Here is a 23,164-nt window from a genome sequence, read left to right as displayed (position 1 = left end):
GACAACGGTGGACGACGGACGGCCGATCTTCCTGCAGATCGCGGAGAGCCTCGAGGGGCAGATCCTCGACGGCTCGATGCCGGAGGAGTCGCAGGTGCCATCGATCAACGAGCTCGCACAGTTCCACCGCATCAACCCGGCCACGGCGCTCAAGGGCGTCACCTTGCTGGTGGACGCAGGGATTCTCTACAAGCGCCGAGGCATCGGCATGTTCGTGAGTGCAGGCGCGCGGCCGCGGCTACTCGCAGACCGGCGGGCCGAATTCGCCGAACTCCACGTGCGCCCGGTGGCGGAGCGCGCGGTGGGGCTCGGCATAAGTGTGAAGGACGTACAGGACATGATCAGGAAGGAGATGGAGCGATGACAGCCATCGTTGAGGTGGACAGGCTCACCAAGAGGTTCGGGAAGGTGCACGCGGTGCAGGAGGCGACGTTCTCCCTCGAGGAGGGCGGGATCCACGGTTTGCTGGGCCGCAACGGCGCAGGCAAGACGACGATGATGCAGCTGCTCACGGGTCAGGAGTTCGCGACATCGGGAGCCGTGCGCATCTTCGGCGAGAGCCCTGTGGAGAATGCTCCGGCCCTGCGCCGGGTGTGCTTCATCAAGGAGTCCCAGGTGTACCCGGATGGATTCAAGGGCAAGCACGTGCTGCGTGCCGCGCCCTGGTTCTTCGATAACTGGGATGCGGACTTCGCGCAGCGGCTCGTCCATGCGTTCAAGGCGCCGCTCGACCGGCCCATGAAGAAGATGTCGCGCGGTCAGCGCAGCGCGATCGGCGTGATCGTCGGGCTCGCGTCGCGAGCCGAGCTTACCTTTCTGGACGAGCCCTACGCGGGCCTCGACGCCGTCGCTCGGCAGCGCTTCTACGACCTGCTGCTTGAGGACTACTCCGCTCACCCGCGGACGGTCGTGCTCTCGACGCACCTCATCGACGAGGCCGCCAACCTGCTCCAGCGCGTGCTCGTCATCGACGAGGGGCGGATCGTGATCGACGCGGATGCGGACGAGCTCAGGGCATCCGCGACCACGCTCGTGGGTCGCATCGCGGATGTCGAGGCATTCGCCAGCGGCCGGGACGTGCTCGATCGCACCAACATGGGCGGGCTTGCCTCGGTCACCGTGTCAGGACTGAGCGCGGAGGATCGCCGCGCCGCCGCGTCGGCCGGTCTCGAGGCGAGCCCGGTGTCACTGCAGGGACTCGTCGTCAGCCGCACCGGCGGAGGGACTGATTTTGAGGAGAAGAGCGCATGACCACCACCGACATCGCGCCCGCGCCAACGGCCGCCGGCGCTCCCGCTCGCATCTGGGACGTGGTGAGGCTGCACGTCGCCAACCCGGTGCCCACACTGGTGGTGCCGTGGGTGATCACCGCGGCCATCTTCGCGGTCAACCTCGCGATCTGGCTGATGGTCGCCAACGCGGCGGGTGGAGTCGAGAACCTCGAGCCCGACGCGTTCCAGTACAACGGCGGCATCTCATGGATCGTCGTGTTCATGATGGTGGTGGCGGTGCAGGCGATGAACCTCACGTTCAAGTTCGCGCTCGGATTCTCCGTCACGCGCCGCGACTACTACCTGGGCTCCGTCCTGTACTTCGTGCTGCTGTCGCTGCTGTACTCGACGGGGGTCACTGCGATCGCGGCGGTCGAGCGCGCCACGGACGGCTGGGGCCTGGGAGCGACGTTCTTCGCGCCGTGGGGGCTCGCAGGCGAATCTCTTATGACGGTGTGGTTCCTGTACCTCATGGCGATGCTGCTGTTCTTCTTCCTCGGCGCCGCCGTTGCCACTGTGTGGGTCCGGTGGGGGCCGTACGGGCTCTACGCCTTCTTCATCGGCTTGGCGGCGCTGCTGGTCGGTGCCGGGTGGCTCGTCACCACGACCGATTCCTGGGGTGATGTGGGGGAGTTCCTTACCGGCACCTCGTTGGTGGCGATCGCGGCGTGGACCGCTCCGGTCACGCTGGTGTGCGGGGTGGTCGGCCACCTGTTCCTGCGGAGGTCGACGCCGCGCGGCTGAGCGCGCACACCCGCAAGCGCGGCCGATGTGCACCTCCCGGGAGGTGCGCATCGGCCGTTTTGCTGTGCTGCCAATGAGGCAAATTCAGGGTCATCCCCTATAGACACTCAGGGTATACACCCGAGGTATAGTGTCGACATGGACAGATCACTCGCCCTGCTGGGCCTGATGAGCACGGGGCCCACCCACGGCTACGACCTCAAGACCCGCTACGACTCGATCTTCGGCTCCGCGAAGGCGATCGCCTTCGGCCAGATCTACGCGACGCTGTCTCGGATGATCCGTGACGGCCTCATCGAGCAGCTCGGCCAGGAGCCCGGCGCCGGCCCCGACCGCAAGCGCTACGCAGTCACCGCAGAGGGCCGCGAGCGGCTCGCGGAGTGGTTGCGAGAGCCGGACACCCCGTCGCCCACCCTGCAGTCCAACCTCTTCGCAAAGACCATCCTCGCGCTCGTCCTCCACGACGATGCCGACGCGCTGCTGGACATCCAACGCCACGCGCACCTGGCCCGCATGCGCGAGCTCACCACCGCGAAGGCGTCGGCGTCGCTGCTCGACCGCCTCGCGATCGACCACGCCCTGTTCCAGATCGAGGCCGACCTGCGTTGGATCGACCTCACGAGCGCCCGGCTCACCGACATCGACAAGGAGATCCGCCGCCATGGCTGACCCGATCATCACCGCCACCGGACTGACCAAGTCCTTCGGCCCCACGTCCGCGCTGCGCGGCATCGACCTCACCGTCGAGCGCGGCGAAGTGCTTGCTGTGATGGGGCCATCGGGCTCCGGCAAGTCGACGCTAGTGCACTGCCTCGCTGGAGTGATCACCCCGGATTCGGGCACCGTCGTCATGGACGGCACGGACCTCACCGCCCTCAGCGCCGATGCGCGGGCCAAGGTGCGCTTGCAGCGCATCGGCTTCGTGTTCCAGTTCGGCCAGCTTCTTCCTGACCTGACCGCCACGGACAACGTGGCACTGCCCCTGCTGATGGCAGGACGGTCGCGCAGGGCCGCGAACGCACAGGCGATCGCATGGCTCGAGCGGCTGGGCCTCGGCGACCAGGTCGACAAGTCGCCCGGATCGATGTCCGGCGGCCAGGCACAGCGGGTGGCGATCGCGCGCGCCCTTGTCACCCGTCCGCTGGTGCTGTTCGCGGACGAGCCCACCGGCTCTCTCGACTCCGTCAGCTCAGAGAGTGTGCTGACGGCGATGCTCGACGTCGTGCGCGAGTCCGGCACGACCGTCGTCCTCATCACTCACGATGCACGGACCGCCGCATACGCCGACCGCGAGGTCATCGTGCGGGACGGGCTGCTGTCCGGCGCAAGCGTCCAGGTGCCGATGTGAAGCCGGCCGCCTCCCGCCTGCTGCTGTTGCATGGTGGAGCTGCCTACCGCCGCTTGGGTGCGATCGTTGCAGGCGTCGCCCTCGGGGTGGGCCTGCTGCTGATCCTGCTGGGGGCGTTTCTGCACATGCCTGATCGCGATGCCCGGGCGGCGTGGACGGACCCCGAAGGACAGTGGCTCGAGTACGACGCTAGCGACGAACTCGTCGTCCCCGAGCCCACCTCCACGACGATGCTCGCGGCGTCCACCCAGGACTACTTCGAAGGCACGACGGCGACGGTGCTGCGCATGGCCGCTGCGGTCCACACGGATCTCACGTTGCCCCACGACATGCCCGTCCCCGGTCCGGGGGAGTACTACGCCTCGCCAGCGATGATCGAGCTGATCGAGTCGGTCCCCGCCGACCAGCTCGAGGACCGCTACGGCCAGCGCGTGGGGGAGCTGCCTCGTGAGATGCTCAGCGGCCCCAGTCATCTGGTGGTGCTCGCCGGGGCCCCCTGGGATTCCGTCGCGCCGCTGCCCGGCACCCGAATCATCGAGGGATTCCCCACAGACCTGCGCTACAGCTCCTCGCTCACGTTCCAGATGGTGCTCGCGCTCGGTGCCATTGCCATTCTCGTGCCCATCGTGCTCCTGATATCGATCGTCAGCCAACTGGGAGCGGCCGAGCGCCGCGACCGCCTCGCCACGGTGCGGCTGATCGGTGCCGGGAAGCGCGCCGTCGCGTGGCTGTCGGCCTGGGAGATGGCGTTGACAGCGCTGGTCGGCGGCGCCCTCGGGCTCGCGGTGGCGGCGGCGCTGCGGCCTGCCGCGACGCAGATGCTGCTCAACGGCACCACGTCGTATGCGGCCGATCTCACGCCATCGTGGGCGTGGACCGCAGGAGTCGTGCTGGGGATCGCGGCGCTCAGCGCGGCCACGGCTTGGTGGCGTGCGTACAGCGACGACATCGGTGCCCCGGGAGCGACCCGCGAGCGTGCTGAGAAGCCGGTCACGGCGTGGAGGACCACCACCCTCGCGGTGGGCATCGCCCTGTTCTCGGCCTCCACCTGGATCGCCGCCGAGCGGCGCGACCTCGCCGAGGTGGGCTCGTACGGGTTCCTGCTGGGCTTCGCCATGATCGCCGTCGGCATCGTGATCGCGGGTCCGTGGGTGACCCGGGTGGCCTCCACCGCATTCCGGTCGATGGCGCGCAGCGCCGCCGCGGTGGTCGCTGCGGGTCGCCTCGAGCGCCACCCCAGGGCGACCTTCCGCACGGTCGCGGGACTGGTGGTCGCCGTGTTCCTCGTCAGCGTCTTCGCCGGATCCGTGAGCTCCATTCAGGACATCTTGGAGCCCCGCGACCGTGCAGGGCTGCTCGTGCCGGAGGCGGTGCTGGCCTCCACCATGGACGACCTCGACGCAGACGCCGCGCGAGCAGCACTCGCATCCGTGGAGGGCGTCGAGGCCGTGGTGGTCGGCTACCGGCCCGTTGCCGAGGAGGTCGAAGGTGCGATCATGTCGGCAGAGGATGCGCGGACCCTCGGCGCCGTGGGCGTTCCCGATTCCCCCGGTGTCGCCATCGACCTGTTCGGCATGCTGGCGGACAGCGGCGCGAACGAGACCATCGCGGTGGACGACCCGGTGGCGGCACCCAGCGCCACCACGGATCGCGTCGCCTACGTCGTCGCCGTCACAGACGGTGAGACGCCGTCGGTCGAGCGGGCACGCACCGCACTGTCCGTGCAAGAGGGCACCGTCCTGTCGCCGATCACGCGCGAGGACTACGGTGACGCTGGCATGGGTCAGCTCCTGAGCGAGCTGGCCGTGATGGCATACCTCGGCATGGGGATCGCGGTCGGCATCTCTGGACTGTCGCTCGCCGTGGCCACGATCGCGGCCGCCCTCGACCGGCGGCGGACCTTCGGGCTGCTGCGTCTCGCTGGCATGCCGATGCGGCAGTTGCGCGCGACCATCGCGATCGAGGCGGTCATCCCGCTCGCGGCGACGCTCCTGGCCTCGGCCGGGCTGGGCTTTGCGGTCGCGTGGGCGTTGATCACCGGGTTCGGCAACGGCGCGTCGGTCGGCTGGCCCGACGGCCGCTATTGGCTCGCGATCGCCGCCTCTCTCTCAATAGCGGCTGTGGCCGTCACGGGGTCGTTCGGGACCGTGCGGCGGGCCACCCAGACGGAGGTCACTCGATTCGAGTGAGACCCGCACGCGGTGCCCGGCGGTAGCCATCACCGCCGGGCACCCCCGTGTGCCTCACTCAGGCGGGCCGATCCGCGAACGTGCCGCGTTCGTACTGCTCGGGCCAGTAGTCGAGTGGCACACCCAGCTCGTGGGCGGCACGCAGCGCGAAGTGCGGGTCCCGCATGAACTCACGCCCCGCCATCACCGCATCGGCCTGGCCGGTCGACACAATGTGCTGGGCGAGCTCGGGATCCGTCACGAGTCCCACGGCGCTGGTCGGCACGTCGGCGCGCTCGCGCACCTCGGCTGCGAACGGCACCTGGTAGCCAGGGCCCACCGTGATCCGGGCGTCCGGCACATTTCCTCCGGACGAGATGTCGATGAGATCGGCCCCAGCCTCGCGCAGCCAGCGCGACAGCGTCACGGTGTCTTCGAGAGTCCAGCCGTCGGGCTCCATCCAGTCGGTCGCGGACAGCCGCACCAGTACCGGCACGTCCTCGCCCGCGACGCGACGGACCTCGGTGAGGGCTTCGAGGACGATCCGGGCGCGGTTCTCCAGCGATCCGCCGTACTCGTCGGTGCGGTCATTGCTGAGCGGCGACAGGAACTCGTGGAGCAGATAGCCGTGCGCGGCGTGCAGCTCGAGGACGTCGAATCCGGCGTCGAGCGCGCGGCGGGCCGCCGCGCCAAAGGCAGCGACCGCATCGGCGATCTGGCTGTGGCTCATGGGCAAGGGGTCCGCCAGCCCCGAGAAGGCAAGCGCCGACGGCCCCAACGGGTCCCAGCCTCCCTCCTCGGGCGTAACGGCGCCGCGGCCCTCTCGACCCCGGTGGGTCGACGCCTTACGTCCCGCGTGGGCGAGCTGGATGCCCGCGGCAGCGCCCTGCGAGTGGAGAAAGGCGACGATGCGCGCCCAGGCGTCCCGCTGCTCGTCGTTCCACAGGCCCGTGTCCCACGGCGAGATGCGGCCCTCAGGCAGCACGGCCGTCGCCTCGGCCATGACCAGACCGGCCCCGCCGCGTGCCATGCTGCCAAGGTGGACCAGGTGCCAGTCCGTCGGCACCCCGTCGCGGTCCTCGACCGAGTACTGGCACATCGGAGCGACCCACAGGCGGTTGCGGAGGGTGGTGCCGCGCAGGACCAGCGGGGTGAACAGGGACGGGGGAGTCATGGAGGACCTTTCATGTGGAGGAGACCTCCGCAGAACGCGTTCGGCGTGCCAGGGATTCCACTACCGTGTGCGAGCCTGTCCCACCCCGGGCCGATGCGGCACCTGGCTTCGCCCGGTCTCAGCATCGGCCTCCAAGGCGAGGGCTCACAGGTGAGCCCTCACATTCCGTAGCCGCCTAAGGAGCACGACCACGGGCCCCGTTCGTGAGGGGAGGGGCCTTCGTTACTCAATCGTGACGCGTGGTGGTTGCGGGGGCCCCGAATGTTAGCGCTAATATTCACACCACGGGCCGCATCGCGGCACGGAGGGAAACTACCCCCCATCCGGCATTGACGCCGGACCAGAACGAGGAGGTTCTTGGTATGAGGAAAAAGTTCTTGTCCACCATCGCATTCGCAGGTGCTGCGGCGCTGACCATGGCCGGCTGCTCGAGCGACGGCGAGGCTGAGACGCCCGACGACGCTGCTACCGGTGGAACCGAAACCGAAGAGACCAGCGACATGCTGACGGTCGGCTTCGCACAGACCGGTGCAGAGTCGGGCTGGCGTTCCGCCAACACCGAGTCCATGCAGGAGGCGTTCTCCGAGGAGAACGGCTTCGAGCTGGTCTTCAACGCAGCGGACAACGACCCCGCCGCGCAGATCTCGGCCGTGCGTAACTTCATCAACCAGGGCGTCGACGCCATCGTCATCGCCCCCGTGGTGGAAGACGGCTGGGACGACGTGCTCCAGGAGGCGCAGGACGCAGGCATCCCCGTGATTCTCGAGGACCGCACCGTCACCGCTTCCCCGGACCTGTACGCAGCATGGGTCGGCCTGGACTTCAAGGCTGAGGGCGTCAAGGCAGGCGAGTGGGCAGTCGAGGAGTTCGGCGACGAGCCCACCAACATGGTTGTGCTCGAGGGCACCACCGGTTCGGCTCCGGCCAACGACCGCGCCGAGGGCTTCAACGAGGCCATCGAGGGCTCGTCCATCGAGACCATCGACTCGCAGACCGGTGACTTCACCCGCGATGGCGGACGCTCCGTCATGGAGGGCTACATCTCCAACTACGGCGTCGACGGCATCGACCTTGTCTACGCACACAACGACGACATGGGCCTGGGTGCCATCGAGGCAATCGAGGCCGCAGGCGCAGTGCCCGGCGAAGACATCAAGATCGTCACGATCGACGCGGTCAAGGACGGCATGCAGGCGCTCGTCGACGGCAAGATCAACTTCATCGTCGAGTGCAACCCCATGCTCGGTGAGAAGGCTGCCGAGCTCGTGCGTGCAGCAGTCAACGGCGATGACCTCGAGCCCGTCAACTACGTGGAGGACCAGTCCTTCACGCAGGAGCAGGCCGCCGAGGTCATCGACTCGCGCGCTTACTGATCGCACGGCATCCGTCCGGTGACTGACGTCATCTGACAGCATGTCCCTGTGATTCCCGTCGGGGGGCCGGCTCGCGCCGGTCCCCCGTCGGGTCCACCCACGAGACGAAGAGGTCCATATCCAATGCCCGCGGACACTGAAGTCCAGCCCATCGTCGAGATGCGCGGCATCACGATCGCATTCCCTGGAGTGCTGGCGCTTGACAGCGTCGACTTCCGGCTTATCCCGGGCGAGGTCCACTCGCTCATGGGTGAGAACGGGGCCGGCAAATCCACTCTCATCAAAGCCCTCACCGGCGTGTACCAGATTGACAGCGGCACCATCGTCGTCAACGGCACCAAGCGCAGGTTCGAGGCCACGGCCGACGCCCAAGAGGCGGGCATCTCCACCGTGTACCAAGAGGTCAACCTCTGCACCAATCTGTCCGTGGGCGAGAACGTCATGCTCGGCCACGAGAAGCGCGGGCGCACCGGAATCGACTGGCGCGGCACTCACGCTGAAGCCGAGCGCCACCTGAGCAATCTTGGTCTCAAGCTCGACTCGCGAGCCGAGCTCGGCAGCCACTCGATCGCCATCCAGCAGCTGATCGCCATCGCTCGCGCCATGGTTCTCGATGCGAAGGTGCTCATCCTCGACGAGCCCACCTCGAGCCTTGACCGTGGCGAGGTCGAGCAGTTGTTCGGGGTCATCCGCGACCTCCGCGACAGGGGAGTGGCGATCCTGTTCGTCAGCCACTTCCTCGAGCAGGTCTATGAGATCTCCGACCGCATCACCGTGCTGCGCAATGGTCAGTTCGTGGGCGAGCACCTCGCCGCCGAGTTCCCCAAGGACGCTCTGGTGGCCGAGATGATCGGCCGCGAGCTCGACGACCTGGCAGCGATCTCCGATCGCGCCAACCGCCAGGTGGACCGCAGCGGGACGCCCGTGGTGAAGGCCACGGGCCTCGGCAAGCGCGGCATGCTGTCGCCTGCCGACCTTGAGGTCTATGACGGCGAAGTGGTGGGCCTCGCAGGCCTGCTCGGCTCCGGCCGCACTGAGCTCGTGCGTCTGCTCTACGGGGCCGACCGCGCTGAGACCGGCGAGATCTCGGTCGCTGGCAAGTCGGCGCGCATTCACAATCCGCGGCACGCCATCGATCACGGCATCGCGTTCTCATCCGAGGACCGTCGCGCCGAGGGCGTGGTCGCCGATCTCACCGTGGCCGAGAACATGATCCTCGGCATCCAGGCCCGGCGTGGCTGGCTCAAGCGCGTGTCGAAGGCCGAACAGGACGCCGTCGTGAGCGAGTACATGAGCGCGCTTGGTGTCCGTCCCGCAGACCCGAACGTGCCGATCGGCAACCTCTCCGGCGGAAATCAGCAGAAGGTGCTGCTCGCACGCTGGCTGGCCACGGCTCCTGAGCTGCTGATCCTTGACGAGCCCACCCGTGGCATCGACGTGGGCGCCAAGGCCGACATCCAGCGCAAGGTCGCGGAGCTGTCCGAGAAGGGCCTGTCCGTGATCTTCATCTCGTCCGAGCTCGAAGAGGTGCTGCGCATCGCTCAGCGCGTGGTCGTTTTGCGTGATCGCAAGGCCATCGGTGAGCTCGACGCCCAGTCGGTCGACTTCGACGGACTCGTTGACTACATCGCCAACTCCGGCGAAGGAAGGGTGTCCAAGTGACAATCTTCAGACACCGCCTGTTCTGGCCAGCGGCCGCGCTTGTGACGCTGATCATCGTGAACACCATCGCGAACCCGAACTTCATTCGCATGCGTTTTCAGGATGGCCAGCTGTACGGCAACCCGATCAACATCCTGCGGGAGAGCGCTCCGCTGATGCTCGTGGCACTCGGCATGACGCTCGTGATCGCCACTCGCGGCATCGACCTGTCGGTGGGCGCCATCATGGCAGTCTCGGGCGCCGTGGCGCTGACGATCCTCGACCGATCGGGCAATCCCGGAGATCTCGGCACCGTGATCGTCGCCGTCCTCGTGGCGGTTCTGGTGGGGCTCGTGCTCGGCGTGTGGAACGGTTTCCTGGTCTCGGTGCTAGGCATACAACCGATCATTGCGACACTCGTGCTCATGCTCGCTGGGCGCGGTGTGGCTCTGCTGATCACGGGCGGCTTCATCACCACCGTGAACAGCGCGCCCTACAAGTTCATCTCGAACGGCTACCTGGTGATCCTGCCTGTCGCCTTCTTCATCTGGGTCGCCGCCGTGATCATCGTCAGCGTCCTCGAGCGACGGACCGCGCTGGGCATGCTCACCGAGTCGGTGGGCATCAACCCTGAGGCCAGCCGGCTCGCCGGCGTGCGCTCGCGCGGCATCATCTGGAGCGCGTACATCGCCTCGGGTGTGCTCGCAGGCATCGCGGGCGTGATCTATGCGTCCAACACGATGGCCGCCGACGCCAACTCTGCGGGTTATCTCATCGAGCTGTACGCAATTCTCGCGGTCGTGCTCGGCGGAACGTCGCTCATGGGCGGCAAGTTCTCCATCGCTGGCACCGTGATCGGCGTCCTGACGGTGGAGGCGCTCGACTCAGCCATCCTGTTCCTCGGCGTCCCACCTGCGCAGAGCCCGGTGTTCTTCGCCGTTGTGGTCATCATCGTGGTGCTCCTTCAGGCTCCCCGAGTCCATAAGTTCGGCCGCTCGATAGGACAGCGGTTCGGGCGGGGCCAGAAGCAGGACTCCGACGACCGGAAGGAGGTCGCGGCATGAGCGCCATCGACACCCCCATCACAGATGACACGACCTCGAAGGGCTTCTTCGGCACCTTCACGAGCCGCTACGCCTCGGTGCTTCCGACCTTCGCGGCTATCGCCATCCTCATCGCGCTGTTGGTCGGGGCCGAGATCTACTTCGGCAACTTCCTGACCGGTCGCAACATGTCCGCACTGCTGCTGGACAACGCGTACCTGATGATCCTCGCGGTGGGCATGACCTTCGTGATCGTGACGGCGGGCATCGACCTCTCGGTCGGCTCCGTCATGGCCTTCACCGGCATCTTCGGTGCGAGCCTCATCGCAGGCGGCACACCAGTCGTGATCGCGGTCCCCGCCATGCTTCTTTCCGGTGCGGCGATCGGCCTGCTCATCGGCGTGCTCATCCAGTACTTCAACGTGCAGCCATTCATCGCGTCGCTGGCGGGGCTGTTCCTGGGACGCGGGCTGGCCTACGTGGTGAGCCTGTCCTCAATCCGGGTCGACGACCCGGTCATGGCATGGCTTCAGGGAACGCGCCTGTCGCTGGGAGGCTGGTACATCACGCCGACCGGCATCATCGCACTGCTGACTGTCGCCATCGGCGCGCTGGTCATGCACTTCACCAGGTTTGGTCGCACGGTCTACGCCGTGGGCGGCTCCGAGCAGTCGGCGCGCCTGATGGGCTTGAACGTCGCCCGCACCAAGGTGATGGTCTACGTGATCAGTGGCCTCTGCGGCGGCCTGGCGGGCCTGGTGCTTACGGCGTACACGAACGCCGGGTACCCGCGAAACGGCATCGGTACCGAGCTTGACGTGATCGCCATCGTCGTTATCGGTGGAACTCTGCTGAGCGGCGGCCGGGGCTACGTCCTCGGATCGATGATCGGCGTGTTCGTCTACGGCACCATCAAGACGATCATCTCCTTCATGGGAGCCGAGCAGTCGTGGACCCACATCATCGTGGGTGCTCTGCTGCTGGTGTTCATCGTGGTGCAACGCGCGATCGTGGCCCGCTCCGACAAATCTCGGTGACCAAGGGCCCTTACCGACCCCACGAGGTGGTTTCGCCCCGTCCGCCGTGCCAGGATGGCTCCGTGGACGGGGCGAAGCCGCTCGTAGAGCTCGAGAGTGCGACAGTGCTCTTTGGCGCGTTCACCGCCCTGGACAGAGTGGACTTCCGCATGTTTCCAGGCGAGGTGCACTCCCTCATGGGCGAGAACGGCGCGGGCAAGTCCACGCTCATCAAGGCCATCACTGGGGTGCTGCCGCTCGCGGACGGCACCCTCCGCATCGAGGGCGAGCAGGTGGCCTTCGCCACCCCCGCCGCTGCGCAGGCAGCAGGGGTCTCGACCGTCTACCAAGAGGTCGACCTGCTCCCCAACGTGTCGGTGGCGGAGAACATTTTTCTGGGGCGCGAACCTCGCCGTCACGGCCTGATCGACAACGGGGCGATGCGTCGCCACGCCCGCGAGGTGCTCGAGGGGCTGGGCCTCAACATCGACCCCGCATCCGTCCTGGGCAGCCACTCGCTGGCGGTGCAGCAACTTGTGGCCATCGCGCGTGCCATCTCGATGGACCTGCGTGTGCTTGTGCTCGACGAGCCGACGTCCAGCCTCGACACCGACGAGGTCGCCGAGCTGTTCCGCGTGATCCGAGACCTGAAGCAGCGGGGCGTCGCCATCCTCTTCGTCAGCCACTTCCTTGATCAGGTGTACGAGATCTGTGATCGCGTCACGGTGCTGAGGGATGGTGCGCTGGTGGGCGAGTACCGCACGACGGATCTGCTGCGGATCGACCTCGTGCAGAAGATGCTCGGACGGGACGTCGCCGACTTTGCTGCTCGCGAACGAGTGATGGAGCCGGACCTGCCGCCCGACCCGTTCCTGAGCGCCCGCGGCGTCACGAATGCCCCGGGAATCGCGGATGCGGACGTCGACGTCGCCGCGGGAGAGGTGCTGGGAATCGCGGGACTGCTCGGGTCGGGCCGCACCGAGCTCGCCCGTGTGCTCACGGGAGTCGACCGGCCGCAGTCAGGAGTCATCCGCATCGAGAACCGCGATGTTCGGCTCGACTCACCGCGCCGCGCACTCCAGCTGGGCGTTGTCTACTCGTCCGAGAACCGTCGGACCGAAGGCCTGCTGCCCGAGCTGTCGATCCGGGACAACATCGTGCTCTCCGTGCAGGCGCAGCAAGGTGCCATGCGGCGCATCCCCTCCGCGCGCCAACGCGAGCTCGCCGCGAGCTGGATCGAGGCGCTGGGCATCCGGCCGGCGAATCCGGACACGCTGGTCAAGAAGCTCAGTGGCGGCAATCAGCAGAAGGTCATGCTCGCGCGGCTGCTCGCCTTGTCCCCACGAGTTCTAGTGCTCGATGAGCCCACCCGGGGAATCGACGTCGGTGCCAAGGTCGAGATCCAGAACCTGGTCGGAGAGCTCGCGGACAACGGGCTCGCGGTGGTGTTCATCTCGGCCGAGTTGGATGAAGTGCTGCGCGTCGGCGACCGAGTGGCCGTGCTTCGGGACGGGCGCGTGGCTGAGACGGTGGCCGCGGACACCCTGAACGCTGATTCTCTGCTGGCCCTGGTGGCACAGCCGGATCTACCGGAAGCCTGAGGGGATCCCAGTGGCGCAAGACAAGCCAGCCCGCGCGGCGAACATCTTCGATGTCGCGCGCCTCGCTGGTGTCTCGCATCAGACGGTGTCGCGCGTCATTAACGGCATGCCGAACGTGCGCCCGGCCACGAAGGAGCGCGTCGAGCAGGCGATGAAGCAGCTGCGCTACAGCCCTTCGCCGGCGGCGCGGGCGCTGGTGACGCGGCGGACGCGCACCATCGGCCTGATCACCTCGGGCTCTGTGGACTACGGGCCGAGCTCGATCGCGATGCATTTCAACAGGGCCGCGCGCGACTCTCGCTACAGCGTCGACACGGTCTCCACGGGCGAGCGCGATCCCGAGACTGCCAAGCGCGCGGTCGAGGGGCTGTTGCGGCAGCGGGTCGATGCGCTGGTGATGGTCGTCAACGACGCCGAGGTGCTCGAGATGGTGCGCGGCCTCGACGTGGGTGTCCCGCTTGTCGTCGCCGCGTCCACGGCGCGCCGGGGCCCTCAGCTCGTGTCGATCGATCAGTACCGCGGCGCGCGCGCCGCCGTGCGCCACCTGGCCGAACGTGGCCACACCCGGATCCTCCACCTCGCCGGTCCCGAGCAGTCGACGGATGCGATCGAGCGCCTACGCGGCTGGCGCGACGAACTCGCCGCGCGTCGCCTCGACGCCTCCGCGGTGCCACACGGTGACTGGACCGCTGAGTCCGGATACGTAATCGGCACCGATATGGAGATCTCCCGGGGGTCGTCCGTGTTCGTGGGCAACGACCAGATGGCCATCGGCCTGATGTCGGCGCTGCGTCGGCGCGGGCTGTCGGTGCCTGAGGACGTGAGCCTGGTGGGCTTCGACGACCTCCCGGAGGCGGCGTACCTCGACCCGCCGCTCACGACCGTGCGGCAGGACTTCGTCGCGCTCGGCCAGATGATGATGCAGAAGGTGCTGGTGTCGCTCGAGGAGGGGACCGACGAATCGGCGGATACTCCACTGCCCACCAAGCTCATGGTGCGCGAGTCGACCCGCGACGTCAGCCACGACGAGCCGTAGCACCCCGTCCGGCACTCATTGTCGCCTCCGCGCGGTGTCGGCTCGCTATCCGGCGCTGAGTGTCGCGTCGTCGCTGAGCTGCACCGGCATCGGCCGCACCTCGTCCCGGAGAGTGCCCATCCGTTCGTCCAGCGTCGCCGCCAGGCGCGCGGCATCAGCGAGCTCGTTGGCGAGCGCCTGGGGCATGTCGTGGCGGTACTTGTAGAAGAGCTTGTGCTCGATGCTGGCCCAGAAGTCCATCGCCATGGTGCGGATCTGCAGCTCGACGGTGATGTGCTCGGTCGTGGCTGAGAGGAAGACCGGCACCCGCACAATCAGGTGCAGGGACCGATACCCGTTGGGCTTGGGGTGCGCGACGTAGTCCTTGACGGTCACCACGGTGAGGTCGGGCTGGTGGGCGAGCATGTCCGCCACCCAGTAGAGGTCGGAGACGAAGGTGGCGGTGATGCGGATGCCCGCGATGTCCGAAATTGCTGTGCGCACGCCGTCGGCGGTCGGTTCGCACCCGAGACGCTGGGCCTTGGCGACCATGCTGTCGACGCTCTTGAGGCGCGAGCGGACGTGCTCGATGGGGCTGTAATCGTGGCTGCGCTCGAATTCGCGGCGGAGGATGTCGACCTTGGTCAGCACCTCGTCGATGCCGAACTGGTAGAGGTCACGCAGGCGCGCGAGGTCCTCGCGCACGTGGGGAGCAACGCTCGGCGCGTCATCGCCTCCCCCGGGACCGGAGCCTTCGGCTTCTGGGTCTCCTTCACCGTGCACGGTGCTGCCTCCAGCCTGGGGACGCGGGATTGCTTGGGTACCGTTCGGTCAACGTCCGATGCGGCAGTAACGTCCCAGCGGAGCGCACCTCATGCTGGAGGCGCGTTGCGAGACTCGGACGACCGATCACCGGGAGCAGCAGGCGGCTTCGCCCTCGGGCGAGCTCGCAGCCAGCGTGGCGAGCAGCTGGACGGGCGCCGCCACCGACTCGCAGCACAGTGTGTAGACATTGGACCGCCCGCGAGGCGTGACGGTCACCAGCCCGTGGTCCCGCAGGGGAGCAAGGTGATGGCTCACCAGCGTCTGGCTCAGGCCGGTCGCATCCGTCAGCTCGCGAACGGTATGGGGTGCCTCGGCCAGGAGTAGTGCGAGCTGCAGGCGGGTCGGGTCGCCCAGTGCTCGCAGTACGGGGGCCAGCGCACGCGCCCGCTCGACGAGCCGTTCGGGTGCGGAGTCTCGTTGCAGTGCTACGCCGATCATGGTGTCCATGACATCAGTATGCCATGCTCCTCTTGCTATCAACAGCAACTACTGTTATTAATGACCTAGTTGCTCACAAAGGAGAAGAAGAGATGACACCCAACGATGCACCGATCGTGCAGGATTCACCGGTCGTGATCATCGGCGCAGGGCCCGTGGGGCTCGCGGCGGCCGCTCACGCCCTCGAGCGTGGTCTCGACCCGCTCGTGATCGAGACTGGAGACCAGGCGGGGTCCTCCGTGCGCGAGTGGGCGCACATCCCCCTGTTCTCCCCATGGCGGTTCGATACCGACGCCGCTGCCCGCCGGCTGCTCGCAAGGCACGGATGGCAGGAGCCCGCAGGTGACGAGGTGCCCACCGGTGGTGACCTCGTCGAGCGCTATCTGGAGCCCTTGTCGCAGCTGCCGGAACTGGCCGGCCGCATCCGCTACGGCGCGCGGGTGCTCAGTGTCACTCGTGCGGGCCTGGACAAGACCCGCACCATCGGACGTGAACGGCTGCCCTTCGTGGTGCGGTTGCAGACCGAGGCCGGCACCGAGGACGTCACCGCCCGTGCGGTCATCGATGCCTCGGGCACGTGGCGCACGCCGAACCCGCTGGGCGCGATGGGCATCCCGGCCGTCGGAGAGCGAGAAGCGTTGCAGTGGCTGGCTGGAGGGCTGCCGGACGCGCTCGGCAGGGACCGGGCGAGGTTCGCAGGCAAGCGCGCGCTGGTCGCTGGTCTCGGCCACTCCGCGGCGAACACGCTGCTGGCGTTGGTCGATCTCGCGGAGGAGGTGCCAGGAACGGAGATCGTATGGGCGATCCGCGGGGACTCGCCGCAGCGACTGTATGGCGCCGGCGCGGCCGACGAGCTCCCCGAGCGGGGCGCGCTCGGTGACCGGCTCAGGGCAGCCGTCGAGGCCGGAGCCATCACGCTGCTGCGCAACTTCGCCGTGTCTTCCCTCACGCCCGCACCTGGCGGCCGTGTGACGGTGTCCGCGACGGGGTCGGACGGCCCCCAGTCCGTGACGGTGGACACCGTGGCTGCGGCTACCGGCTTCCGGCCGGACCTCGAGATGACCCGCGAGTTGCAGCTTGACCTCGACTCGACAACGGAGTCCCCGTCTCGCCTCGCGCCACTCATCGACCCCAACTTCCACAGCTGCGGGACCGTCGAACCCCACGGGGCCGATGTCCTGTCCCACCCGGAGAAGGACTTCTACATGGTCGGGATGAAGAGCTACGGAAGAGCGCCCACCTTCCTCCTGGCCACCGGGTACGAGCAGGTGCGGTCCGTCGTGGCCGCGATTGCGGGCGACCACGAGGCGGCGCGCCGCGTCGAGCTCTCGCTGCCCGAGACCGGAGTGTGCTGCTCGACGCCCGGGAGCAAGAGTCCCGCCGCAGTGGGCTTCGCCACCGGGGTCGCGCACGGCCGCAGCGGCGAGCTCGGGGTCGAGCTCATCAGTGTGCCCTCGTCAACGACACTGCTCCAGCTGAGCGAGGTGAGCGGTTCAGTGGACGCCTGCTGCAGCTAGGCGATCCCGCCCGGCGGTGAGCGCCGGACAGGAGTCCGATGTGCGCCATAGGCGACCGTGAGTGCCGGACAGGAGGGGGCGAGATCTTGAGTGCCCCCGGCAGGACTCGAACCTGCAACCTACGGATTAGAAGGCCGTTGCTCTATCCATTGAGCTACGGGGGCGCGGCGCGCGCGGGGCGCGGTTACCCAGCGTACTGGCACCCAGGCGAGGCTCCGCAGCGACCCGGCCGGCGCATCGGCCGGGTCGCCATGCGGAGCGGGCCGCAACCAGGGCGGACGAGGCAGGAGCGGGGACTGCGGCACGGTACCCTGATCAGTGCGCTCGCGGCACGCCTGCGCGAGGAGGAGGGACCGTACCGGCATGACGATCCGGCCAATCAAGACGTGGTCGCATCCCGGCGCGCTCCTCGACGCTCTGGTGGACACGCGAGACGTCGTCGCGGGGCTAGAGCTGCCGATCCCGCTCGGAGATGCTGAGAGCACGCGCGAGCTGCGCGCTCACATGCTCGACCAGCTCGACCACCACCTGATCCCGCGCGTCCGCGAGGAGGCATCGCCTGCGATCGTCGTCGTGGCCGGCTCGACCGGAGCGGGCAAGTCCACCGTGGTGAACGCGCTGCTCGACGAGCAGCTCACCGCGTCGGGAGTGCTGCGGCCCACCACCAAGGTGCCGCACGTGTTCCACCACCCCCTGGACGCTGACGTCCTGAGCTCGATCGCGCACGACGCCAAGGTGGTGTCCACCGAGGCCGTGCCGCGCGGGCTGGCCCTGATCGACTCGCCCGACCTCGACTCCGTGCGCGGCGAGAACCGCGACGTCGCGGAGCAGCTGCTCGAGGCGGCCGACCTGTGGATCTTCGTCACCACCGCCGCCCGCTACGGCGACGCGGTGCCGTGGGAGGCGCTGCGACGCGGCGCCGAGCGGGGAGCCTCGATCGCAATGGTGCTGAACCGCGTGACTGTCGACGTCGCCGCGCAGGTGCGGCGCGAGCTCGTCGACCGGCTGGCGAACGAAGGCCTCGAGTCGCTGCCGCTGTTCGTCATCCCCGAGGACACCGAGGGCGGCGCACGGCTGCCCAAGGACGTCGTGGGCGGGCTGGGCCGGTGGCTCGAAGGCGTCGCAGCGGCATCCGCGTCCGCCATCGTGGAGCGCACCATGCACGGCGCGACGGAGTCGCTCAAGGAGTGGCTCGAGACGCTCGCCGAGCGGATGGACGATCAGGCCGCCGCCGCCAAGGAGGTGCGCTCGGAGGTGCGCCGATGCGCGGCCCGGGCCGAGGCGGTAGGGGGCGACGCCTGGTATCAGGAGATCCCGACCGGGTCGCTTGAGGCCCGCTGGGAGACCGCGTGCGACGAGGGCGGCCCGCTGCACAAGCTGCGCAACAGCGCGTGGGTCAAGCGGCGTAGCGCGCGCGAGCTCCGCGATGAGGCGCTGCGAGTCATTGAGATCGAGGTGATCGAGGCCGTCGAGGCCACCCTGGCGCGCGCCGCGGACTCCGCGTCGGAGGCCATGGTGGAGGCGCTGTCTCATGGTGAAGAGTCGCCCGGGCGGTGGCTTGCCGACCAGCGCGATCCGCGCGATGCGCGGGTGATGCGCGAACGCCGTGCCGCCGACGCCACGCGCGCCTGGCTCGCGAAGGTCCGCGAGCAGGTGACGCGGCTGCCGGGATCTTCCCGGGGAGCCGAGGTCATCGGTGACGACGGGCTGGCCGCCACCCTCGCATCGGCCGCGCTGGGCGTCGAGCCCGCGCGCATGCTGCTCGGCACGCTCGTGACTCCGAGCCTGAGCGACGCGCTGCACCTGGCTCGGGCCGAGCTCACGGGCGCCCGCCGCTACTGCATCAACCGCGAGGCGCTGGACATGATGCGCCCCACCGACGTGACGTCGCTGCTGCCCGAGGCGTCGTCGGCCGTGCGCCTGCGCCGGGCCGAGCTCCGGGGCCTGATGTGAGCGTCCAGTTCGAGCACGTCGAACCGCCCTCCGAGACCACGCTGCTTCTCGAGCGCGTGGCGCGGCTGCGGTCGTCGATGGAGTGGGCCTCTGAGGCCATCCCGCGCGCGGTGCGCGAAGGGGTGCACGCGACCATCGAGCGCTGCGACCAGCGGCTCGCGATGGGAGTGGACCACACGGTGGTCGCTCTCGCGGGCGGCACCGGATCGGGAAAGTCGAGCCTGTTCAACTCGATCGTGGGCCGCGAGTTCGCGGTGCCCGGAGTGGCCCGACCCACGACATCGCACGTGAGTGCGGCAGTCTGGGGCGACCCGGCGGACACGCTGCTGGACTGGCTCGAGGTCGCCCCCGACCGCCGGCTGCGACGCGAGATCGACCAGCTCGACTCCGAGGACGAGGTGACGTTGTCCGGCATGGTGCTGCTCGACCTGCCCGACCACGACTCGATCAACGCCGCCAACCGCACGATCGTGGACCGGATCGTGCCCATGGCCGACTTGCTGCTGTGGGTGGTCGACCCGCAGAAGTACGCCGACCACGCTCTCCACCAGTTCTATCTGCGTGCCGCCTCCGAACGTGACAGGCCGTCGCTAGTGGTGCTGAATCACGTGGACCGACTGTCGACCGAGGACGCGTGGGCGGTCGCGCGCGATCTGCAGCGCCTGCTCGCGGTGGACGGCATGACCCAGGTGCCCGTGATGCCGGTGTCCGCGCGCACCGGGCAGGGGCTCGACATTCTGCGGGCCGAGCTCGCGGGCGCCGTGTCTGCGCGAACGGTGGCGGCGGAGGCGGTGCGTTCCGACCTCGTCAGCGCAGGCCGTGCCCTCGCGGGAGCTCTCGCCAAGGACGCTGACCCGCAGCTTCCGGACGTGGACGAGCTGGTGCGCGCTCTCGCGCGCGCGGCAGGCGTCGATGCGAGGGCGGATGCGGCGGCGGCGCGGGCGCGCGGCGCCCACGGGGAGCTGGCGTCCGAGTGGCGCGCCCCCGTGCACACGGTCGAGCGCGAGCGGCTCGACTGGATCGACGCCGCGACCGAAGGCCTGCCAGCCGCATGGCGACAGGTGGTGTCCGAGGCTGTCGAGGACGCGGAGGACCTGGCACGACGCATCGAAGAGGCGCTGGCCGACGCGCCGTGGCCGGGAACCGAACCGGTGCGGGGCTGGCGCGCGCTGTTCGGGAAGGCTGCCGCCGCATCGGCCGCGCGCAAGCGCACTCTCGAAGTAGGGCGCGGGGCGGTGCGCCACGAGGTGCTGCCCGCCGTGCTGGAGCCGACCGAGACGATCCATCAGGCCTACCGGGCGCTCGATGAGCTCACGGAGCTGGACCAGGAGGACAGCGCATGAGCGCCGCTGCGCCCGTCATCGCGGTGCTTGGTGCGGGGAACATGGCGGGCGCGCTGGCCCGGCGGTGGGCCTCGGTGGAGCCTGCGCCGGAGCTGAGGCTGACGACGGGCTCGTCGCGTCCGTCCTGGATCGACGGTCTCGATCACGTCTCTCACGCTGCCGTGTCCGAGGATCCTGACGCGAACACGCGCGCGGTGGAAGGCGCCGACGTGGTGATCCTCGGTGTGAAGCCGCACGCGATCCTCGGGCTCGCTCGTGACATCGCCGATGCGCTGGCTCCGGGCGCGCTCGCCGTGTCCGTCGCAGGCGGGGTGCGGTTGGCAGACCTCGCCCCGGCCCTCCCGTCTCACGCGGCGGTGGTGCGCGCCATGCCGAACACCCCGGTGGCAGTCGGCAGGGGCGTGACCGCCTTCGCCGTCGCCCCCGGTGCGCCGGCCGGGACTGACGCGAGGGTGCAGGAGCTCTTCGCTCCGACAGGCGCGGTCGAACAGATGGACGAAGAGCTGATCGACGCGTTCTCCGCGGTCGTCGGGTCCGGGCCCGCATACGTCTACGCCGTCATCGAGGCGCTGTCTGCTGCAGCCGTCGAGCAGGGGCTGTCGGCGGATCAGGCCGCGCGCATGGTGCCGGCGATGGTTGGCGGAGCGATGGCGTACCTGGACTCCACCGGCCGCGATGTAGGCGACCTTCGGGACGAGGTCACGAGCCCCGGCGGCTCCACCGCCGCGGCGCTCGCGGCCTTCTCCGATCACGGACTGAACGATGCGCTGGCCGCAGGCGTGCGCGCCGCGACGGCACGGGCCGGGGAACTCGGCCGGGGCTGACCCCCTTCGCGTGGATCGCCCGCGCCGGACCATGACCAGCAGATGAAACTTTCGTGACGGCGGCCACCAGACCTTCATGTGGGCAGCCTTCTGCGGCGCCGTGAATACCACATCAGCGGCATGTGAATTCCCAGGTAAACGGACACTTCTTCGTAACCTTGCGCTTTGCGCCACCGTGCGATGCCACCTAGCGTTCCCCTCGTCGACACCGCAATCCCACCCTCCGGGGGAGCGGTTGCGGCGCACTTGTGATGGCGCGAGTTCCCTGACGCCGGTGCAAGCCGCGCGGGCGGCTCGCACGAGGAGACGGGAATCTCATGCAACTATCGAAGCGCTTCGCGCGCGCCGCGGGCGTATCCGCCGCGCTGGCCTCGCTCGTCGGCGTCGGCCTCAGCGCCGCCGGGTCCGACGATGGATCGGCGCCGCTGGCCCCGAGCGCCGCCGAGGGCGTCGCCACCGTCGTGGTCGAGAGCGTCCACGCTCCCGGGAAGGCAGCCACGATTGCGGACGCGACGTGGCCGCTCGAGAGCCGCAGCATCGGCGCCGACGGCGACGCAGTGCTGTCGCAGGCGATCGCCATGCACCCGGTCGAGGACGACACGTACGTGCTCGCGAACGCCGAGGGCCGGGTGCTCGCGAGGATCGACGGCGAGCGCGGGCTGGAGGTGCTCGACATCCCCGTGGCGGAGGCCGCCGAGCTTCCGCTCGCCACGTGGACCGTGACGAGCAACGGCTCCGTGTCCAAGGTGGTCAACGGCGCCCCTCTGGACGGCATCGACCAGGCGCTTGACCTGTACGACTGGTCGACCGCAGAAGGCGCGCGGATCGCGACGTACAACGACAACGACTTCGGGACCAACCAGTCCTGGCGGGTCCACCCCACGGTGGCGACGGCCGATGCGGTGGGCGGCTTGGTCTCGCCCGGTGAGGTGCCCGAACTGCCTGTGTCCGTCACCGGCACGTACGGCTGGGGAGCTTCCGTCTCGCTTGAGGACATCGAGTGGGAGGCGCCGTCCGATGCGGTCTGGGAAGAGGACGGCATCGTCGCCTTCACCGGCACCTCAGTGGGCATGCTTGGGGAAGAGGTCGTCATTGACGCGGAGTACACCGTGGGCACGGTGGGCGACGCCGTGCCGGCCACGCTTTCCAGCTACGCCGGCGTGCGCGTCGAGGCACTGAAGCTGGACGCCCCGACGCGGGTCGAGCGCCGGGTGAGCGGCTCGGAGACGACCGTCGCCGCAGACGTTCGCTGGGACTGGGACGCGGTCACGACCGAGATGCTCGCGGAGCCGGGCACAGTCACGGTGCAGGGTGTGGCCGGCCTCGGTTTCGAGGCAACGCTGGAGATCGCCCTCGCCGAGCCGGCGCGCTCGAACTTCCTGGCAGACACCAACGTCCGGGGTTGGAGCTTCTCTGGCACCGACCCGGAGCCCGGGCTCACCGACGGTGACGTCGATGCCGAGGGATTCGGCGACTGGCGCAGCGGGGGAGCGGTCAACCGCATCAACCCCAACTGGGTGGCGTTCTACTTCGACCAGCCGCGCCAGCTCGATGGCGCCGCGATCCACGAGCCAGCGGGGTCGAACAACGTCGGTGCGGTCACCTTCCAGTACCGCACGATGAGCGGCGGCTGGGTGGACACGTCCGTGGGCACTCTTGAGAACGGCGGTGACCGGCTGGCGCTGGAGACCGACTTCGACCCCGTGCTCGCCACCGGCTTCCGGGCGGTGTTCGAGCACAAGTCCGACGCGAGCTGGATGCGGCTCTCCGAGCTCGAAGCCTGGGGACCGGTGGCGCCATGAGCCGCGGCCCCGGCGCCTCGAGCGCGTTCACGACGACTTCACCCCTGGCGACACGAGACGAGACGACT

Annotated in this window: 20 protein-coding genes and 1 tRNA gene; 17 read left to right on the top strand and 4 right to left on the bottom strand. The window is 68.7% G+C overall.

The window, feature by feature from the left end; all coding sequences use genetic code 11:
- Positions 1–7: 7 nt before the first annotated feature.
- From ACNI3K_RS08550 to ACNI3K_RS08525, 6 genes are all read left to right on the top strand, one after another.
- On the top strand, positions 8–364 hold the full coding sequence (locus tag ACNI3K_RS08550) for a GntR family transcriptional regulator (RefSeq protein WP_419391460.1): 357 nt from the start codon (positions 8–10) through the stop codon (positions 362–364).
- Positions 361–1,251 (top strand): ABC transporter ATP-binding protein, encoded by an 891-nt coding sequence (locus ACNI3K_RS08545; protein ID WP_419391459.1) that lies wholly within the window; start codon positions 361–363, stop codon positions 1,249–1,251. The genes ACNI3K_RS08550 and ACNI3K_RS08545 overlap by 4 nt, the downstream gene beginning before the upstream one ends.
- Entirely contained in the window at positions 1,248–2,015 is a 768-nt protein-coding gene (locus ACNI3K_RS08540; protein WP_419391458.1) for an ABC transporter permease, read from the top strand. The genes ACNI3K_RS08545 and ACNI3K_RS08540 overlap by 4 nt, the downstream gene beginning before the upstream one ends.
- Before the next feature lie 138 nt (positions 2,016–2,153).
- Positions 2,154–2,684, top strand: a complete 531-nt coding sequence (locus tag ACNI3K_RS08535) for a PadR family transcriptional regulator (protein WP_419391457.1) — start codon at positions 2,154–2,156, stop codon at positions 2,682–2,684.
- Complete coding sequence (locus ACNI3K_RS08530; protein WP_419391456.1) at positions 2,677–3,363, top strand: ABC transporter ATP-binding protein; 687 nt, start codon at positions 2,677–2,679, stop codon at positions 3,361–3,363. Before ACNI3K_RS08535 ends, ACNI3K_RS08530 begins: the two co-directional genes overlap by 8 nt.
- The gene (locus ACNI3K_RS08525) at positions 3,360–5,552 is read left to right on the top strand and encodes an FtsX-like permease family protein (protein WP_419391455.1); all 2,193 of its coding nucleotides are present in this window, start codon (positions 3,360–3,362) and stop codon (positions 5,550–5,552) included. The genes ACNI3K_RS08530 and ACNI3K_RS08525 overlap by 4 nt, the downstream gene beginning before the upstream one ends.
- 58 nt (positions 5,553–5,610) lie before the next feature.
- Here the strand turns inward: ACNI3K_RS08525 and ACNI3K_RS08520 are convergent, their stop codons facing one another.
- Positions 5,611–6,705 (bottom strand): NADH:flavin oxidoreductase/NADH oxidase, encoded by a 1,095-nt coding sequence (locus ACNI3K_RS08520; RefSeq protein ID WP_419391454.1) that lies wholly within the window; start codon positions 6,703–6,705, stop codon positions 5,611–5,613.
- Positions 6,706–7,067: 362 nt separating this feature from the next.
- On the opposite strand from ACNI3K_RS08520, the gene ACNI3K_RS08515 reads away from it, so the two are divergent.
- The 6 genes from ACNI3K_RS08515 (at position 7,068) to ACNI3K_RS08490 (ending at position 14,415) form a co-directional block, all read left to right on the top strand.
- Positions 7,068–8,078 carry an ABC transporter substrate-binding protein gene (locus tag ACNI3K_RS08515; protein ID WP_419391453.1) on the top strand — a complete coding sequence of 337 codons (1,011 nt, stop codon included), beginning with the start codon at positions 7,068–7,070 and terminating at the stop codon, positions 8,076–8,078.
- A gap of 123 nt (positions 8,079–8,201) precedes the next feature.
- Positions 8,202–9,740 carry a sugar ABC transporter ATP-binding protein gene (locus ACNI3K_RS08510; RefSeq protein ID WP_419391452.1) on the top strand — a complete coding sequence of 513 codons (1,539 nt, stop codon included), beginning with the start codon at positions 8,202–8,204 and terminating at the stop codon, positions 9,738–9,740.
- Positions 9,737–10,783: an ABC transporter permease gene (locus ACNI3K_RS08505; protein ID WP_419391451.1), complete on the top strand. Its 1,047-nt coding sequence runs from the start codon at positions 9,737–9,739 to the stop codon at positions 10,781–10,783. The genes ACNI3K_RS08510 and ACNI3K_RS08505 overlap by 4 nt, the downstream gene beginning before the upstream one ends.
- Positions 10,780–11,799 (top strand): ABC transporter permease subunit, encoded by a 1,020-nt coding sequence (locus tag ACNI3K_RS08500; protein ID WP_419391450.1) that lies wholly within the window; start codon positions 10,780–10,782, stop codon positions 11,797–11,799. Before ACNI3K_RS08505 ends, ACNI3K_RS08500 begins: the two co-directional genes overlap by 4 nt.
- A gap of 62 nt (positions 11,800–11,861) precedes the next feature.
- On the top strand, positions 11,862–13,379 hold the full coding sequence (locus ACNI3K_RS08495; RefSeq protein ID WP_419391449.1) for a sugar ABC transporter ATP-binding protein: 1,518 nt from the start codon (positions 11,862–11,864) through the stop codon (positions 13,377–13,379).
- 10 nt (positions 13,380–13,389) lie between these two features.
- A complete protein-coding gene (locus ACNI3K_RS08490) occupies positions 13,390–14,415 on the top strand; it encodes a LacI family DNA-binding transcriptional regulator (protein WP_419391448.1) in 1,026 nt (341 codons plus the stop codon).
- A 45-nt stretch (positions 14,416–14,460) separates the two neighbouring features.
- Here the strand turns inward: ACNI3K_RS08490 and ACNI3K_RS08485 are convergent, their stop codons facing one another.
- Both ACNI3K_RS08485 and ACNI3K_RS08480 read right to left on the bottom strand, forming a co-directional pair.
- Positions 14,461–15,177 (bottom strand): GTP pyrophosphokinase, encoded by a 717-nt coding sequence (locus ACNI3K_RS08485; protein WP_419391447.1) that lies wholly within the window; start codon positions 15,175–15,177, stop codon positions 14,461–14,463.
- A gap of 126 nt (positions 15,178–15,303) precedes the next feature.
- Positions 15,304–15,666: an ArsR/SmtB family transcription factor gene (locus tag ACNI3K_RS08480; RefSeq protein WP_419391446.1), complete on the bottom strand. Its 363-nt coding sequence runs from the start codon at positions 15,664–15,666 to the stop codon at positions 15,304–15,306.
- Positions 15,667–15,749: 83 nt separating this feature from the next.
- On the opposite strand from ACNI3K_RS08480, the gene ACNI3K_RS08475 reads away from it, so the two are divergent.
- Entirely contained in the window at positions 15,750–17,174 is a 1,425-nt protein-coding gene (locus tag ACNI3K_RS08475; protein WP_419391445.1) for an FAD-dependent oxidoreductase, read from the top strand.
- Positions 17,175–17,265: 91 nt separating this feature from the next.
- Here the strand turns inward: ACNI3K_RS08475 and ACNI3K_RS08470 are convergent.
- Positions 17,266–17,338, bottom strand: a tRNA-Arg gene (locus tag ACNI3K_RS08470).
- Between the two features lie 199 nt (positions 17,339–17,537).
- Between ACNI3K_RS08470 and ACNI3K_RS08465 the strand changes: the two genes are divergently transcribed.
- The 4 genes from ACNI3K_RS08465 (at position 17,538) to ACNI3K_RS08450 (ending at position 23,096) form a co-directional block, all read left to right on the top strand.
- Positions 17,538–19,127 (top strand): zeta toxin family protein, encoded by a 1,590-nt coding sequence (locus ACNI3K_RS08465; protein WP_419391444.1) that lies wholly within the window; start codon positions 17,538–17,540, stop codon positions 19,125–19,127.
- Entirely contained in the window at positions 19,124–20,470 is a 1,347-nt protein-coding gene (locus ACNI3K_RS08460; RefSeq protein ID WP_419391443.1) for a GTPase, read from the top strand. The genes ACNI3K_RS08465 and ACNI3K_RS08460 overlap by 4 nt, the downstream gene beginning before the upstream one ends.
- Entirely contained in the window at positions 20,467–21,294 is an 828-nt protein-coding gene (gene proC, locus ACNI3K_RS08455; protein WP_419391442.1) for a pyrroline-5-carboxylate reductase, read from the top strand. Before ACNI3K_RS08460 ends, proC begins: the two co-directional genes overlap by 4 nt.
- 317 nt (positions 21,295–21,611) lie before the next feature.
- A complete protein-coding gene (locus tag ACNI3K_RS08450) occupies positions 21,612–23,096 on the top strand; it encodes an RICIN domain-containing protein (RefSeq protein ID WP_419391441.1) in 1,485 nt (494 codons plus the stop codon).
- Positions 23,097–23,164 lie beyond the last annotated feature (68 nt).

Origin of the sequence: Demequina ureilytica (assembly GCF_048553575.1) — a bacterium.
Lineage (GTDB): Bacteria > Actinomycetota > Actinomycetes > Actinomycetales > Demequinaceae > Demequina.
Note: the sequence above shows the minus strand (reverse complement) of the source record. Positions and strands in the feature narration are given on the sequence as shown.